The sequence below is a fragment of the Caproiciproducens galactitolivorans genome (genome assembly GCF_004768785.1).
GTDB classification, from domain to species: domain Bacteria; phylum Bacillota; class Clostridia; order Oscillospirales; family Acutalibacteraceae; genus Caproiciproducens; species Caproiciproducens galactitolivorans.
Window position 1 is genome coordinate 1 of the sequence record NZ_SRMQ01000009.1, and the last position, 14,779, is coordinate 14,779.

General features: G+C 52.5%; 16 protein-coding genes and 2 tRNA genes. All 18 read left to right on the forward strand.

The genetic code is table 11. From position 1 onward, the window contains the following. On the forward strand, positions 1 to 269 hold a 269-nt coding region (locus CAGA_RS09230; RefSeq protein ID WP_279222002.1), incomplete at its 5' end, for a transketolase C-terminal domain-containing protein. A 112-nt stretch (positions 270 to 381) separates the two neighbouring features. Further along, positions 382 to 1,146 (forward strand): threonine/serine exporter family protein, encoded by a 765-nt coding sequence (locus CAGA_RS09235; RefSeq protein WP_135660123.1) that lies wholly within the window; start codon positions 382 to 384, stop codon positions 1,144 to 1,146. A gap of 3 nt (positions 1,147 to 1,149) precedes the next feature. Continuing rightward, positions 1,150 to 1,590 carry a threonine/serine exporter family protein gene (locus CAGA_RS09240; protein ID WP_135660125.1) on the forward strand — a complete coding sequence of 147 codons (441 nt, stop codon included), beginning with the start codon at positions 1,150 to 1,152 and terminating at the stop codon, positions 1,588 to 1,590. Positions 1,591 to 1,778: 188 nt separating this feature from the next. Beyond that, positions 1,779 to 2,294: a crossover junction endodeoxyribonuclease RuvC gene (ruvC, locus tag CAGA_RS09245; protein WP_135660127.1), complete on the forward strand. Its 516-nt coding sequence runs from the start codon at positions 1,779 to 1,781 to the stop codon at positions 2,292 to 2,294. A 34-nt stretch (positions 2,295 to 2,328) separates the two neighbouring features. Further along, complete coding sequence (ruvA, locus tag CAGA_RS09250) at positions 2,329 to 2,931, forward strand: Holliday junction branch migration protein RuvA (protein WP_135660129.1); 603 nt, start codon at positions 2,329 to 2,331, stop codon at positions 2,929 to 2,931. A gap of 94 nt (positions 2,932 to 3,025) precedes the next feature. Continuing rightward, positions 3,026 to 4,039, forward strand: a complete 1,014-nt coding sequence (gene ruvB / locus CAGA_RS09255; RefSeq protein ID WP_135660350.1) for a Holliday junction branch migration DNA helicase RuvB — start codon at positions 3,026 to 3,028, stop codon at positions 4,037 to 4,039. 84 nt (positions 4,040 to 4,123) lie between these two features. After that, positions 4,124 to 5,473: a phosphoglucosamine mutase gene (gene glmM, locus CAGA_RS09260; protein WP_135660131.1), complete on the forward strand. Its 1,350-nt coding sequence runs from the start codon at positions 4,124 to 4,126 to the stop codon at positions 5,471 to 5,473. A 33-nt stretch (positions 5,474 to 5,506) separates the two neighbouring features. After that, on the forward strand, positions 5,507 to 6,370 hold the full coding sequence (locus CAGA_RS09265) for a class I SAM-dependent methyltransferase (RefSeq protein WP_135660132.1): 864 nt from the start codon (positions 5,507 to 5,509) through the stop codon (positions 6,368 to 6,370). Between the two features lie 23 nt (positions 6,371 to 6,393). Beyond that, positions 6,394 to 7,269 carry an energy-coupling factor transporter ATPase gene (locus tag CAGA_RS09270; RefSeq protein ID WP_135660134.1) on the forward strand — a complete coding sequence of 292 codons (876 nt, stop codon included), beginning with the start codon at positions 6,394 to 6,396 and terminating at the stop codon, positions 7,267 to 7,269. After that, a complete protein-coding gene (locus CAGA_RS09275) occupies positions 7,256 to 8,122 on the forward strand; it encodes an energy-coupling factor transporter ATPase (RefSeq protein ID WP_135660136.1) in 867 nt (288 codons plus the stop codon). The genes CAGA_RS09270 and CAGA_RS09275 overlap by 14 nt, the downstream gene beginning before the upstream one ends. Next, positions 8,115 to 8,930 carry an energy-coupling factor transporter transmembrane component T family protein gene (locus tag CAGA_RS09280; RefSeq protein ID WP_135660138.1) on the forward strand — a complete coding sequence of 272 codons (816 nt, stop codon included), beginning with the start codon at positions 8,115 to 8,117 and terminating at the stop codon, positions 8,928 to 8,930. The genes CAGA_RS09275 and CAGA_RS09280 overlap by 8 nt, the downstream gene beginning before the upstream one ends. A gap of 90 nt (positions 8,931 to 9,020) precedes the next feature. Next, positions 9,021 to 9,770, forward strand: coding sequence for a tRNA pseudouridine(38-40) synthase TruA (gene truA, locus CAGA_RS09285; RefSeq protein WP_135660140.1), 750 nt, complete (start codon positions 9,021 to 9,023; stop codon positions 9,768 to 9,770). Positions 9,771 to 9,772: 2 nt separating this feature from the next. Beyond that, positions 9,773 to 11,011 carry a DUF5711 family protein gene (locus CAGA_RS09290; RefSeq protein ID WP_135660142.1) on the forward strand — a complete coding sequence of 413 codons (1,239 nt, stop codon included), beginning with the start codon at positions 9,773 to 9,775 and terminating at the stop codon, positions 11,009 to 11,011. A 62-nt stretch (positions 11,012 to 11,073) separates the two neighbouring features. Beyond that, positions 11,074 to 11,592, forward strand: coding sequence for a CvpA family protein (locus tag CAGA_RS09295; protein WP_167875208.1), 519 nt, complete (start codon positions 11,074 to 11,076; stop codon positions 11,590 to 11,592). Positions 11,593 to 11,608: 16 nt separating this feature from the next. Then, positions 11,609 to 12,220, forward strand: a complete 612-nt coding sequence (locus CAGA_RS09300; protein ID WP_135660147.1) for a CDP-alcohol phosphatidyltransferase family protein — start codon at positions 11,609 to 11,611, stop codon at positions 12,218 to 12,220. 47 nt (positions 12,221 to 12,267) lie between these two features. Continuing rightward, on the forward strand, positions 12,268 to 14,550 hold the full coding sequence (locus tag CAGA_RS09305) for an ATP-dependent Clp protease ATP-binding subunit (RefSeq protein ID WP_135660149.1): 2,283 nt from the start codon (positions 12,268 to 12,270) through the stop codon (positions 14,548 to 14,550). Positions 14,551 to 14,621: 71 nt separating this feature from the next. After that, positions 14,622 to 14,695 (forward strand) — tRNA-Gly (locus tag CAGA_RS09310). 7 nt (positions 14,696 to 14,702) lie between these two features. Further along, positions 14,703 to 14,779 (forward strand) — tRNA-Arg (locus CAGA_RS09315).

Below are 14,779 nucleotides of genomic sequence, written 5' to 3' on the forward strand. Positions count from 1 at the left end.
TTCACACGATCAAGCCGATTGACCGCGAGATTATCGTGAAAGCGGCGCAGGAAACCGGGAAGATCATCACGGTGGAAGAGCACAGCGTGATCGGCGGGCTTGGCGAAGCGGTTTGCAGCGTGGTGGCCGAGGAATACCCGATCCCGGTCATGAAGCTCGGCGTGAACGATGTGTACGGCCATTCCGGCCCGGCGGCGGATCTCCTCGACGAGTTCGGGCTCAGCACCCGCCATATTGCGGAGGCAGTAAAGAAATTTCTCAAAAAATAAGCATTTCCTTTAATAAGGGGCGGCCGGAAATTCCGGCCGCCCTTCATATTGTTTGCGATTTGAAAATATGATAGAATAAGGCAAAGTTCAGAAGGATAAAAGGGTGTTGCGAATGAATTACGACGAGCTGATTACGCTGACCACCGACGTGGGCAGCCTTCTGCTTTCAAACGGAGCGGAAATCTATCGCGTAGAGGAGTCCATGCAGCGTATTTTTCGTGCCTATGGGGTGAATACGGGTGAAATTTTCGCGATTCCCACCTGTATTAACGTTACTATTGTTACACCCGAGGGCAGGCCAGTTACCCTGATCCGCCGGATTCCTGTCCGCAGCACCAACCTTGACCGTGTGGAAAGGGGCAATGCCCTTTGCCGCCGCATTTGCAGCGAGCGGCCCGATTTTAAGACGGTTCGCCGTGAATTGGCCCAGATTGAGCACCGGCCTGTTTACGGGCTGGGGTTCCAAATTGTCATGTTCGCGCTGGTCGCATTTTTCTTTACGCTTTTTTTCGGCGGTAATTTTTCAGACGCATTCTGCTCTATGTTTTGCGGCGCGGTAATCAAAATCGTCTGCCATTTTATGAATAAGTTCGACGCCAATCCTTTTTTTGTGAACATGGTTTCCAGCTTTGCCGCTGCCGCGCTGGTTATGTATGCCGCGCAGTTCGACATGGCACTGAATATTGATAAGGTGATTATCGGCGCCTTGATGAACCTGGTTCCCGGCATTGCTATCACCAGTTTCATGCGCGACATTATCGCCGGGGACCTGATGGCGGGGCTGATCCGCTTTACCGAGAGCATGCTGGTGGCTACGGCGATTGCCATTGGGGCGGGTATCGCGCTGACTTTGTCGCGCATGATTTGGGGGGTGTGAGAAATGACGGATTTTATCCCCTGCATTTGGGCTTTTCTCGCCTGTATCCCCTTTGGGGCGGTTATGAACCTGCGTGGAAAAACATTGCTTTTCGCCTCGCTCGGCGGTGGGATCGGTTGGTTTTTCTACCTTTTCAGCAATCCCCTTCAGAATGATATTATGCAGTATTTTGTCGCAACCATCGCCATCTCCGTTTATTCGGAGATTATGGCGCGGCTATTTAAAATGCCGGTTACGGGCTTCCTGCTTGCGGCCATGCTACCCATGGTTCCCGGCGGCGGCATCTATTACACTATGGAATACTGCGTAATCGGGAACAATGAAATGTTTATTGAAACGGGAATCCATACATTGGGCATTGCCGGGGCGCTCGCTGTGGGAACGCTTCTTGTTTCGTCCCTTGTGCGGCTCTGGCACATCGTTACGCAGGGAAGGAAAATATAATAAAAAATTATGTACTTTCATAGTAAACTTTGACGATTTTACGATGTCTTCACAGGTGTAAAATGGAAGGCCGCTATTCCCTAATGCCCGGGTATGTGCTATAATAAAACGGATATTATGAAAGCAAGCCGCAGGAAGGGCAGAGCTTTGGCGGCAGAAAAAAGAGCCGGATATAGGAGCGTTTTCAAATGGTCATACTCGGAATTGATCCCGGCTATGCGATTGTGGGCTACGGCGTTATCCGCGCACAGCGCGGGCGCTATCAGCCGCTGGAGCATGGTGCGGTTGTTACAAAGGCGGGCGAGGATTTTAACCGCCGGCTTGAGGTGATTTATGATTCGCTCACGAAGGTGATGAACCAATGGAAACCGGAGGCCGCAGCGATTGAAAAGCTGTACTTCCAAAACAACCAGAAAACGGCGATCGGGGTTGCGGAAGCAAGGGGTGTTATCCTTTTAGCGGCGCAGAAAGCCGGAATTGAAGTCTTTGAATATACGCCCTTACAGGTAAAAATGGCCGTTACCGGCTACGGGCAGGCTCTGAAACCGCAGGTAATGGAAATGACGCGCAGGCTTCTGTGCCTGAAGGAAATGCCGAAACCGGACGATACCGCGGACGCGCTTGCCATGGCGATCTGCCACGGTCAGGCGGCCGGTTCGGCTTTAAGGCGAAACCTTCTGAAACGTACGGACTGTTTTAAATAAGAAAAGACCGGATGGGCCGGTTACGGGAGAAAAGATGTTTTACAGTATAAAAGGAATTTTAACGCATATGGAACCCGGTGTTGCCGTGGTAGAGTGCGGCGGGATCGGGTTTAAATGCCTGACATCGCTCAGCACCCAGCGCGCGCTGCCCAAAATCGGGGAGCAGGTTCTGCTGTACACGCACTTGAATGTGCGCGAGGATGCGCTGGATTTGTTTGGCTTTGCAACGCTGAGGGAGCTTAACTGCTTTAAAATGCTTACGGGAGTGAGCGGCGTAGGGCCGAAGGTTGGTTTGGCAATCCTTTCCGAACTGACTCCGGAACAGGTCGCTGCGGCGGTGGCGACCGGGGACAGCAAGGCACTTACCCGCGCAAACGGCGTGGGACCAAAACTGGCGCAGCGCATTGCCCTTGAACTGAAGGATAAAGTGAAAGGTTTGCAGACGGGGTCGGCCGGTTTTGCACCTGCGGGCCCGGTTTCCGCCGCGGCAAACGCGGATGCGGCGGTGAATGCGCTGACGGTGCTTGGCTATTCGCCCACAGAGGCCGCTGCGGTGGTGGCGGGATTTGATTCGGCTCTTCCCGTGGAGGAACTGATCCGCCTGTCGCTGAAAGCAATGGGCGGCGGCATGAAATAAAGAATGATCAAAGAGGGAATCCCCTTTTTCAAGGAGGGAGAACCGGAAATTGAATTACGATGAAAACACAAGTGATTACGATTTTGAAAACCGGATGGTTGCGCCGGAGTACGTTCCCGAGGACGCCGAGGTTGAAAACCCTCTGCGCCCGAAGGTGCTTTCAGAATATATCGGGCAGCAAAAGGTGAAGGAAAACCTTGCGATCTTTATTGAAGCGGCAAAGCAGCGGAAAGAATCGCTGGATCACGTGCTGCTTTACGGCCCGCCGGGACTGGGAAAGACCACTCTTGCGGGGATTATCGCAAACGAGCTGAATGTGAACCTTCGCATTACGTCCGGACCTGCAATTGAAAAGCCGGGGGATCTGGCTGCCTTGTTAACGAACCTGAACCCGGGCGATGTTCTGTTTATCGACGAAGTGCACCGCCTGTCGCGGAGCGTGGAGGAAATCCTTTACCCTGCGATGGAGGACTACGCACTAGATATTATTACTGGGAAGGGGCAGATGGCGGCTTCTTATCATCTGCCGCTTCCAAAGTTTACGCTGGTCGGTGCGACCACCCGCGCCGGGCAGCTTTCCGCGCCTTTGCGCGACCGCTTCGGCGTTGTGCTCCGGCTTGAGATGTATTCCCCGCAGGAACTGGCGCAGATTGTTACCCGGAGCGCAAGTATTCTGGATATCCCTATTGAACCGGACGGCGCTCTAGAAATTGCTTCGCGTTCGCGCGGCACGCCGCGTATTGCCAACCGGCTTTTGAAGCGCGTGCGCGATTTTGCACAGGTTATCAGCGGCGGCGTCATTACGTATGAGTCCGCGAAAGAGGGCTTGGACCGGTTGGAGATTGACGAAATCGGCCTGGATGCGAACGACCGGCGCATGCTGAACGCGCTGATTAAATTTTACAAGGGCGGCCCGGTCGGGCTGGAAACCCTTGCGGCTGCGATCGGCGAAGAAGCTGTTACCCTTGAGGATATCTACGAACCCTATCTGATGCAAATTGGATTTTTAAACCGGACCCCGCGCGGCCGATGTGCCACGCAAGCGGCGTATCTGCATTTGGGGTTAACCCCGGCTTCCTGTGAGGATGGTCAGCAGAAGCTGTTCTAATCCATAGAAAATACTGGTTCCCGGCGGCGGAAAAAGTTGCCGCTTTCAAATTTATATTTATCAATAATGGGAGTTGTTCATAGTATGGGAAGACTTTTTGGTACAGACGGCGTCAGAGGAATTGCAAACAGCGAGCTGACCTGCGAAATGGCGATGAACATCGGCCGCGCGGCCGCTATGGTGCTGACCGATAACAACCGCCGCCACCCCAAGATCCTGATCGGAAAGGATACGCGCCTTTCTTCCGATATGTTGGAAAGCGCCATAACCGCGGGGCTTTGCTCCGTCGGCGCAAATGTTGTGCAGCTCGGCGTTGTCCCAACCCCGGCGGTCGCTTATCTGGTTGGAAAATACAAGGCGGACGCGGGCGTAATGTTAACCGCCAGCCATAACCCCTGTGAATTTAACGGGATTAAAATTTTCAGTGGCGACGGCTACAAGCTTCCGGACGCGCTGGAGGAGCAGATCGAAGCGATCGTGCTCGACCATGCGCAGAAGCCGGCCTGCCCGATCGGCGGCGATATCGGTAGCGTGTCGGTGGCGGAGAATACCGTGCGCGATTATGTAGATCATATTAAAAGTACCGTCCCCTTTGCGCTGGACGGCATGAAAATCGGCATTGATTGCGCAAACGGTTCCGCAAGCCGTACGGCGGAACTGCTGTTTACCGAGCTGGGCGCCGAATGCCATATGCTGGCGAACCAGCCGAACGGAGTAAATGTGAATGAAAACTGCGGCTCCACCCATATCGAAAGCCTGATGACCTTTGTAAAGGAAAATCATCTGGACGCGGGCGTTGCGTTTGACGGTGACGCGGATCGCTGCCTTGCGGTCGATGAAAAGGGCCAGCTGGTGGACGGCGATTATCTGATGGCAATCTGTGCCGCGGATCTGAAAAGCCGCGGCAAGCTGAATAAAAACACCGTGGTCGGCACAATCATGACAAATATGGGCTTTAACCGCTTTTGCGACGACAACGGCTTGAAATTTTCCGCCACAAAGGTCGGCGACCGTTACGTGCTGGAGGAAATGCTTCTCGAAGGCTACAACTTTGGCGGCGAACAGAGCGGGCATATCATCTTCCTTGATTTTGCGACAACGGGCGACGGAGAATTGACCGCCGCGCAACTTTTGAGCATCGTACACCGCAGGGGGGCGAAGCTTTCGAGCCTTGCCACCCTGATGACGCGCTACCCGCAGGTTATGGTCAATGTAGGCGTCAGCGCGGAGGGCAAGCTTCGTTTCTATACTGATGATAAGGTAAAGGAATCGATCGATAAAGCAAAGAAGAAGCTGGGCGAAAACGGCCGCGTCGTCGTGCGCCCCTCCGGAACGGAACCGCTGCTCCGCGTTATGATCGAGGGCGAGGATCCGGATTATATTAGTGCGCTGGCGAATTCCGTAGCCGACGTGATTCGGGAAAGACTGGCGTAATAAGGCGGAATCAAAGAAAAAGTAGGTATCAAATTGAGAACTGCAAACTGGAAGGATTATGAACTGATCGACACATCCGCGGGCGAAAGGCTGGAACGGTGGGGAAATGTCATCCTCATCCGGCCCGACCCGCAGATTATCTGGAATACGCCGAAGGACGACCCGCTGTGGCGCGGGGCAAACGCCCGGTACAACCGCTCGTCCACCGGTGGCGGAAGCTGGCAGGAAATGAAAAAAGTACCGCCAATGTGGAAAATCCAGTACGGCGAGCTGACGTTCCAGCTCAAGACCATGGGCTTTAAGCATACGGGCATTTTTCCGGAGCAGGCCGTGAACTGGGATTTTGTAATGAAGAAAATCCAAAGCGCCAACCGTCCGGTAAAAGTACTGAACTTGTTCGGCTACACCGGTGCGGCAACCCTTGCCTGCTTAAAGGCGGGGGCGTCGGTCTGCCATGTGGACGCGTCCAAAGGAATGGTTGCCTGGGCGAAGGAGAACGCCGCCGCTTCCGGCCTTTCCGACTGCCCTGTGCGCTGGCTGGTTGACGACTGCGTTAAATTTGTGCAGAGGGAGCACCGGCGAGGAAATACGTACGACGGCATTATTATGGATCCGCCCTCCTACGGGCGCGGCCCGAACGGCGAAGTGTGGAAGCTGGAGGAACAGCTTTACTCGCTGGTGGAGCTATGCGTTCCGATCCTTTCGGAACATCCGCTGTTCTTCCTTTTAAACTCCTATACGACGGGGCTGTCCCCGGCGGTTATGGAATACCTTCTGGGCGTGCTGATTCAGAAAAAATTCGGAGGCCGGATTTCGTCGGACGAAATCGGACTGCCGGTTACCCGGAGCGGGCTGGTTCTTCCCTGCGGAAGCACCGCGATCTGGGAGAGCCGATAAACGAGAAACAGGTAGGATTTGGAATGGATTATATCAATGCGGAAAATATCACTTTCAGCTATGACGAACCGGAAGCCGCCGAGCGCCACGAGGTGCTCCGCGGCGTTTCGCTGGGAATCCGCAAGGGCGAATTCGTAGCGCTTTTAGGGCATAACGGTTCGGGAAAATCCACAATCGCGAAAACCTTTAACGCCATGCTGTTGCCGAGCGGCGGAAAGGTATATGTTGATAAAATGGATACGCAGGACGAAAGTGTCCTTTATGAAATCCGCCGCCGCGTCGGCCTTGTGTTACAGAATCCGGACAATCAGCTTGTTGCGAGCGTGGTTGAGGAGGACGTGGCCTTTGGGCCCGAAAACCTGGGCATTCCTCCGGAGGAAATCCGCCGCAGGGTGGACGAAGCCTTGAAAGCGGTGGAAATGTACGATTTCCGGCTGAACGCGCCGTACAAGCTGTCCGGCGGCCAGAAACAGCGTATTGCCATCGCGGGCATCATCGCCATGCAGCCGGACTGCATCGTGCTGGACGAGCCTACCGCCATGCTTGACCCGCGCGGGCGTACGGAAGTTCTAGACACACTCCACAAGCTGAACAGGGAAAAAGGAATTACCATTGTTTTAATTACGCATTATATGGACGAGGCCGTACAGGCCGGCCGGGTTATCGTGATGGACAGCGGCCGCATCCTCACAGAAGGATCCCCCCAAGAGGTGTTTTCACAGGTGGAACTGCTGAAAAAGCATCAGCTGGATGTACCGCAGGTAACGGAACTGGCTTATCGTTTAAAGGCGGTCGGATTTGATTTGCCGGGTTGTCCGCTGACGATTGAGGAATGTGTCGCGGCGCTGGAACCGCTTTTAAAGAAAGCTACAGTAGGAGAAGCTTATGGCGATCATTGAAACAAAGAATTTAACCTATACCTACGGACAGGGAACGCCGTTCCAGAAGACTGCGGTTGAAAATATAAATATCGCAATTAAGCAAGGTGAGTTTATCGGCGTTATCGGGCATACCGGTTCGGGAAAATCCACTTTGATTCAACAGTTGAACGGCCTTCTGCGCCCGACAAGCGGTACGGTGCTCCTGAACGGGAAAGACATCTGGGAGGATCCGAAGAAAATCCGCAGCGTACGTTTCAAGGTGGGGATGGTGTTCCAGTACCCGGAGCATCAGCTCTTTGAAGAAACCGTACTGAAGGATATTGCGTTCGGTCCGGGAAACATGGGGCTGGGCAAGGACGAAATTCTGAAACGGGCGCGCGCGGCCGCCGAATTTGTCGGGCTAAAAGAGGAACTGCTTGAAAAAAGCCCGTTTGAGCTTTCGGGCGGGGAGAAGCGCCGCGTGGCGATCGCCGGCGTGATTGCCATGGACCCGGATGTCCTGATTCTGGACGAGCCCACGGCGGGGCTTGACCCGCGCGGCCGTGACGTGCTGTTAAGCCAGATTGTCACCTATCATAAAACGCGGCACAATACGATCCTGCTGGTATCCCACAGCATGGAAGATATCGCCCGCACAGCGGATCGCGTGCTTGTGATGAATGCCGGCCATGCGGCGATGTTTGATACAACTGAAAACGTGTTCGCGTGCGACCGGGAGCTGGAAAAAATGGGGCTTCGCGTACCGCAGATAACAAAAATCATGGCGGTACTGAAGGCGAAGGGGTACCCGGTGGGAACCGCCCTGACGGTCGAGCAGGCTTTAAAAGAATTGATACCGCTTTTGGGAAAGGGGAACCGGAACCATGATTAGGGATATTACGCTCGGTCAATATATTCCGGGAAAATCTTTTATTCACCGCCTTGACCCGCGTGTGAAAATTATTATTACCTTTGTTTATATTGTATTTATTTTTGTCGCTTCAAACTTCGAAGGGCTGCTGACGATGTCGGTGCTGATTCTCGGTATTCTTCTCTTGTCTGGCGTACCGCTCAGCCAGTATTTCAAGAGCTTGAAAGCGATTTTATTCGTTGTGATCTTTACTTCCGTCCTGAACCTGTTTTACGGGAGCGGAAACGTGCTGTGGAGCTGGGGGGGTATCCAGATTACCTCAGGCGGGGTGGCCAACGCGGTCTTTGTTACCATCCGCATCATCAGCCTGATTCTGTTTAGCTCCGTCCTGACGTTTACCACGTCCCCGACCGAGCTAACCGACGCGCTGGAGCGGATTATGAAGCCGCTGAAGTTGCTGCACGTCAAGGTGCATGAAATCGCCATGATGATGACGATTGCGCTGCGCTTTGTACCCACCCTTCTGGAAGAAACCGATAAAATCATGAGTGCGCAGAAGGCAAGGGGCGCCGACATGGAAAGCGGCGGGCTCATGCAGCGCATCCGGGCGCTCATCCCGATTTTGATTCCGCTTTTCGTTTCGTCGTTCCGGCGGGCATATGACCTTGCCATGGCCATGGAATGCCGGTGTTACCACGGCGGCGAGGGCCGAACCAAAATGAAGGTGCTGCATGCAACGTCGTTGGACGCGGTGGCGGTTGTTGTTTCAATGGTTGTCTGTGCGGCGGTTGTTGCCTGCAACCTGTATTTTCCGGCGGTTCTGCATTAATTTATGGTTTATTTAAGATCTGTTCAAATACTGGAACAGTTTTTTCGGTAGAATGGCGTCCTGGACAAAATTTCAGAGAGGAGCGGTGTTATGCGGAACCTTCTGCTGACCATTTGTTACGACGGCTCGGGCTATCACGGCTGGCAGATCCAGCAGAACGCCGTTTCCGTTCAGCAGGTATTTCAGGAAGCCCTTGTCCGGGTGCTTCATGAAAAACCGGATATTAAGGGCTGCAGCCGTACGGATTCGTTCGTGCATGCCCGGGAATACTGCGTCAGCCTTAAAACAGAGCATACCATTCCCTGCGCGCGGCTTTTGGGCGCGCTGAACCATTTCCTTCCCGAGGATATCGCGGTGCTGGACTGCCGGGAGGTTTCGCCCGACTTTCACGCGCGTTATTCCTGCATCGGCAAGGAATATGTTTACCAAATCTGGAACAATCCTGTACGCAACCCCTTTTTGAATCACCGTGCGCTGCATTACTGGTATGCGCTTGACTTGGACAAGCTTAACAAAGCCGCTGCCCACTTTTTGGGGGCGCATGATTTCAGCTCGTTCTGCACAATGGACGCGCGTGAACGCGGGAATTTTGTCCGTACGATTACGAAAGCGGAGTGTGCGCGGGAAGGCGACATGGTTACCTTTACGGTAGCTGCCGACGGTTTTCTTTACAATATGGTCCGTATAATGGTGGGAACCCTTCTGCGTGTGGCGCAGGGCAAGCTTCAGCCGGAGGATATCCCCCGGATTATCGAAGCCAAAGACCGCAAAGCAGCCGGGCCGACCGCGCCGCCCTGCGGCCTGTATTTAAATCATGTTTATTATGAGGATGTGAAGTGAGCATGGGCGACGCGGGACGGCGTTACGATACAGTTGAGATAGACACATCCAAACATCTTCCTCAGAAAGAAAGGCGGAAAAGGAACCGGCGCAGCCACCGGGAGCCCCGTATTCCGCGCTGGGTCTATAAAATCATTGTCATCCTGATTCTTTGCGTAGTTTCGATGCTCGTTTGGTTTAACCGAAGTAATCTGACCCCTGAAAATGTGCTGGACTGGGTGCACGACAGCGTTGTCGGTATGGGCATCGGGGACGGGTTTCCGTCGAAAATCGTGGGCAATTCTGTTGCCGTTGGGAATTTTAAATCTGTAAACAAGGAAATCTATGTTCTCAGCGATACCGCGCTGACTGTGCTGAATTCCACGGCGAAAGCAGTCAGCAGCCGGCAGCACAGTTATTCACAGCCCGTGATGAAGGTGAGCGGGAACCGTATTTTAATTTATAATCTCGGCGGAAAGGGATATCAGCTGGAAAGCCAGAGCGGCACACTTGTGAAAAGTACGGCACAGAAGAATATTCTGGCGGGGGCGCTTGCGGGAAATGGGCGCTACGCGTTGGTTACGGAAGCGGACGGCTACCTAGGCTGCTTGACGGCCTACAATACAAAAAACAAGGCAATGTTCCGCTATTGGTTTTCCGATTATTACCCGGCCGCCGTTGCGCTGAACTACGACGGGACGAAAGCCGCGGTTGCCGCCGTGGGCACCAAGGACGGCGGGATGAACTCCGCGGTATACCTTTTCGACTTTAACGAGAATAAGACGGTTACGCCTGTCGCCGCATATGCGGAAAATATGATGCTCGATATTTCATGGAGCGATAAAGACACCGTTTCTGCTGTCGGCGACCGGTTGACTTCGGTCATTGATGCTGGCAGCCGTACAAAAACAGATTATGATTATCAAGGTATGCAGTTAAAGGCATATTGTATGGATAGCGGCCGGACGGCCTTGGGACTTTCTGCTTTCGGAAACACCCAAAGCGGAAGACTGGTCGTGCTGAACGCTTCTGGCAGCGTAACGGCAAACAATACGCTTGAACAGGATCCGGTGTCGGTGTCCCTTTACGGTGATACTGCGGCGGCTCTTTCACAGGGGAAAGTGCGGTTTTACTCCGCCTCAACGGGTAGACCGGCCGGAAGCTGTGCCGCCGGAAGTGACGCGAGGGCGATTTCCCTGCATAACGAAACTTCAGTCTATATTCTGGGAGTATCCGAGATTCGTTACGCCAGCGCAAAATGAGTCCTTGTGCTTAATTCTGATTTGTGCTATATTAATTTGAAACAATGCATTTGGAGGAAAAGATGGGCGCCGTATTGGATATTTTGCTTTGCATGATAGCCCTTTGCTCGGTTGTATCGGGTTTTCGAATAGGACTGGTGCGCTCTCTGGCAGAATTGGTCGGCTATTTTTTTGCAATTGCCGCCTCTTTTGCGCTGTCGGATTATGTTACCGCGGTGGTCTGCGGGTATTTGAATAAACAGCAGGCGGTAACTCCGCTTGACCGCACATTTGTTAAGGTGATATCAATACTTGTTGTTTTCATTGTCCTTCAGATTCTGGTGCAAATGGCGGCCCGGGCACTTGACACAGTGTGCAGGCTTCCGGTGCTCCACGCAATAAATTCTCTGCTTGGTGGTGTTTTCGGCCTTTGCAAGGGCGTTTTGCTTGTGCTGGTGCTTTGTGCGCTTTTACGCTTTGTGCTTCCGTTTATTTCGGCGAAATTCCCGCAGATTCATGAAAAGGATATCAGCCAGTCAAGTATTTACAAGTATGCGGATACGATAAATCCAGTATATTTGCTGTATCAGGCGGAAATTTAGAATGAGGTTAATGTGAATGAAAAACAGGAATAAGAATATTAATATACCAAACGGGCTGTCGGTTTTGCGCATTCTGCTTATCATTCCATTTGTCTATTATTTTATGCGCGATGAGCTGATACCCGCAGGTGTCGTATTAATTTTATCCGGACTTTCGGATATGTTCGATGGCCTGATTGCCCGCAAATTCAATCAGTTTACGGAATTGGGGCAGATGCTGGATCCGCTTTCCGATAAGCTGACGCAGGGAGCGGTTGCGGTCTGTCTGGCGATTGAACAGCCGGTTCTTATTCCGTTACTGGGAATCTTCGTCGTAAAAGAGATTTTAATGGTGTTTGCGGCGTGCCTTCTGATTAAAAAGAAAAAAAGGCCCACCGGTTCCAAATGGTACGGGAAGGTTGCAACGGTTCTATTTTATATTTCCTTTGCTGTTATTGTCGCGATGAAGGGGATCTGGCACATGGAAAATATGACCGTTACCGTTTCCTTGCTGTCGATTACAGCCGCATTTATGATATACGCATTTATCCAGTACTTTAAAATTTTTCAGTCGATCCTTCATTCCGACGATCCGAAGGACGCGATTGATTTCAACGAGGTAATGGATAAAAAAGCATTCCGCAAATAACTGACCTATCGATATATTTTTTGAAAGAGAAGAAGTGAGTTATTCCTATGATGTGTTCGAGATGCCACAAAAGGCCGGCGGTTGTTTTTATTTCGCCGACAGTAAACTCCAGGGAAAGCCAGGGGCTTTGCCTTGTATGCGCAAAAGAGCTCGGAATTAAACCCGTAAACGACCTGATGGAAAAAATGGGGATTACCGAGGAGCAGATGGAAGCGATGGAATCGGAGCTGAACGAACTGATGGCTTCCAACCCGAATGACGAGGACGATGGCAGCAGCGATGGATTCATTCCAGGGGGCGCCGCGACTTTTCCGTTCTTGCAGAATATTTTTTCCACCGGCGGAAATACGCCTGAAAAGGTACAGGACAATGAAACAGAAAAAAGGGAAAAGAAAGACAAGCGCAAGACAAAGCGCAAGCACCTGACCGCTTACTGCACCAATCTGACCGCGAAAGCGAAAGCCGGCGAAATTGACAATATCATCGGGCGCGAGAAAGAAATTTCCCGCGTGATTCAGATTTTAAGCCGCCGTACAAAAAACAACCCCTGCCTGATCGGCGAGCCGGGCGTCGGTAAAACCGCGGTGGCGGAAGGCCTTGCCCTGCGGATTGCGAACGGGATGGTTCCCGCAAGGCTGATGAAGAAGGAAATCCACCTGCTCGATTTGACCGCTCTGGTAGCCGGGACACAGTTCCGCGGTCAGTTTGAAAGCCGGATTAAAGGGCTGGTTGATGAGGTAAAGGCCGAGGGCAATATTATCCTCTTTATCGATGAAGTACACAACCTTGTCGGTACGGGCGACGCGGAAGGCTCTATGAACGCCGCCAACATTCTGAAACCCGCGCTTTCGAGAGGGGAAATTCAAGTCATCGGTGCAACTACTTTTGTTGAGTACCGGAAATATATTGAAAAGGACGCGGCTCTGGAACGGCGTTTCCAGCCGGTAACCATTGCCGAACCATCCATTGAAGAGACCGTCGACGTGCTGATGGGGATCAAATCCTATTATGAAGCGTACCACCGCGTGCACGTGTCGGAGCAAATTGCGCGCAAGGCGGTTATCCTTTCCGAACGATATATTAACGACCGTTTTCTCCCCGACAAGGCAATTGATCTTCTCGACGAATCCTGTGCCTGTGCCGCCCTGCGCAATATTTCGATGGCGGATTACGACGCAGCGAACTTCGAGCTGGAAAAGTTGCGGGAAGAGGAAGAGGAATTGACCGCGGAGGATGTGCAGCCGGATTACGAAAAATTGGCCGTCATCCGTACGGACATTTCCCGCCTTGAAGAAAAAACAAAGGAACTGGCCCCCAAAGCGCTTGGCGCAGAGGTGGAGGAAAGGGATATCGCCCGGGTGATTGAGCTTTGGACGGGTATTCCTGCCAGTAAGATACAGGAAAATGAGCTGAAAAAGCTTTCCGATCTTGAGGATGTCCTCAATTCCAAGGTTATCGGCCAGCAGGAAGCCGTTAAGGCTGTTGCCGCGGCGATCCGCCGCAGCAGGGTGCAGATCAGCCCCCGCCGCAGGCCGGCCTCCTTTATTTTTGTAGGCCCCACAGGCATTGGAAAGACCGAATTGGTGAAAGTGCTTTCCAAAGAGCTATTTGACACGCCAGAGACGCTTATACGGCTCGATATGTCCGAATTCATGGAGAAGCATTCGGTTTCCCGGATTATCGGTTCTCCTCCGGGTTACGTCGGTTATGACGAAGCCGGGCAGGTTACCGAAAAGGTACGCCGCCGCCCGTACTCCGTCCTGCTCTTTGATGAAATCGAGAAAGCGCACCCGGATGTGATGAACATTCTGCTGCAAATACTCGATGAAGGCCATATTACCGACGCGCACGGTCGTTCCGTGAACTTTGAGAATACGGTAATTGTGATGACTTCCAACGCGGGAAGCGAGAAAAAGGAAGGGACGCTCGGATTTACCAAAAACGAATCCGATGTTACCCGTGAAAAGGCTTTGAAGGCGCTGTCGGAGTTTTTGCGCCCCGAATTTTTGAGCCGTGTGGATGAAATCATCGTATTCCGCACGCTGGATGTAAATGATTATGAGAAGATTTCCCATCTCATGCTGGATGAGTATGTGGATTCCCTGAAAGAACGCGGTATCCGTTTGGTTTATGACGACAGGGCGACCCGGTGGCTGGCGGAACATGCTTTCGGCAAAAAGAGCGGCGCCAGGGATCTTCGCAATTTAATCCGCCGCGAAGTGGAGGATCGAATCGCCTCCCTGATTGTGGAGAATTACGCAGATGCGATTACCGGCATATCGGTGACCGTGGATGATTCAAATGCAATTCGGCTGGATGTTTTAAAATAAATGAAGGAAAATTGAATTTCGTATTGACATTTGCCACTGAACTATGCTAAAATAATAGCCGTCGCTAAAATGCGAGTGTAGTTCAGTGGTAGAACTCCAGCCTTCCAAGCTGGTTGTGTGGGTTCGATTCCCATCACTCGCTCCATGGCTTTGCGCCAATAGCTCAGCTGGATAGAGCAACTGCCTTCTAAGCAGTAGGTCAGGGGTTCGAGTCCCTTTTGGCGCGCCA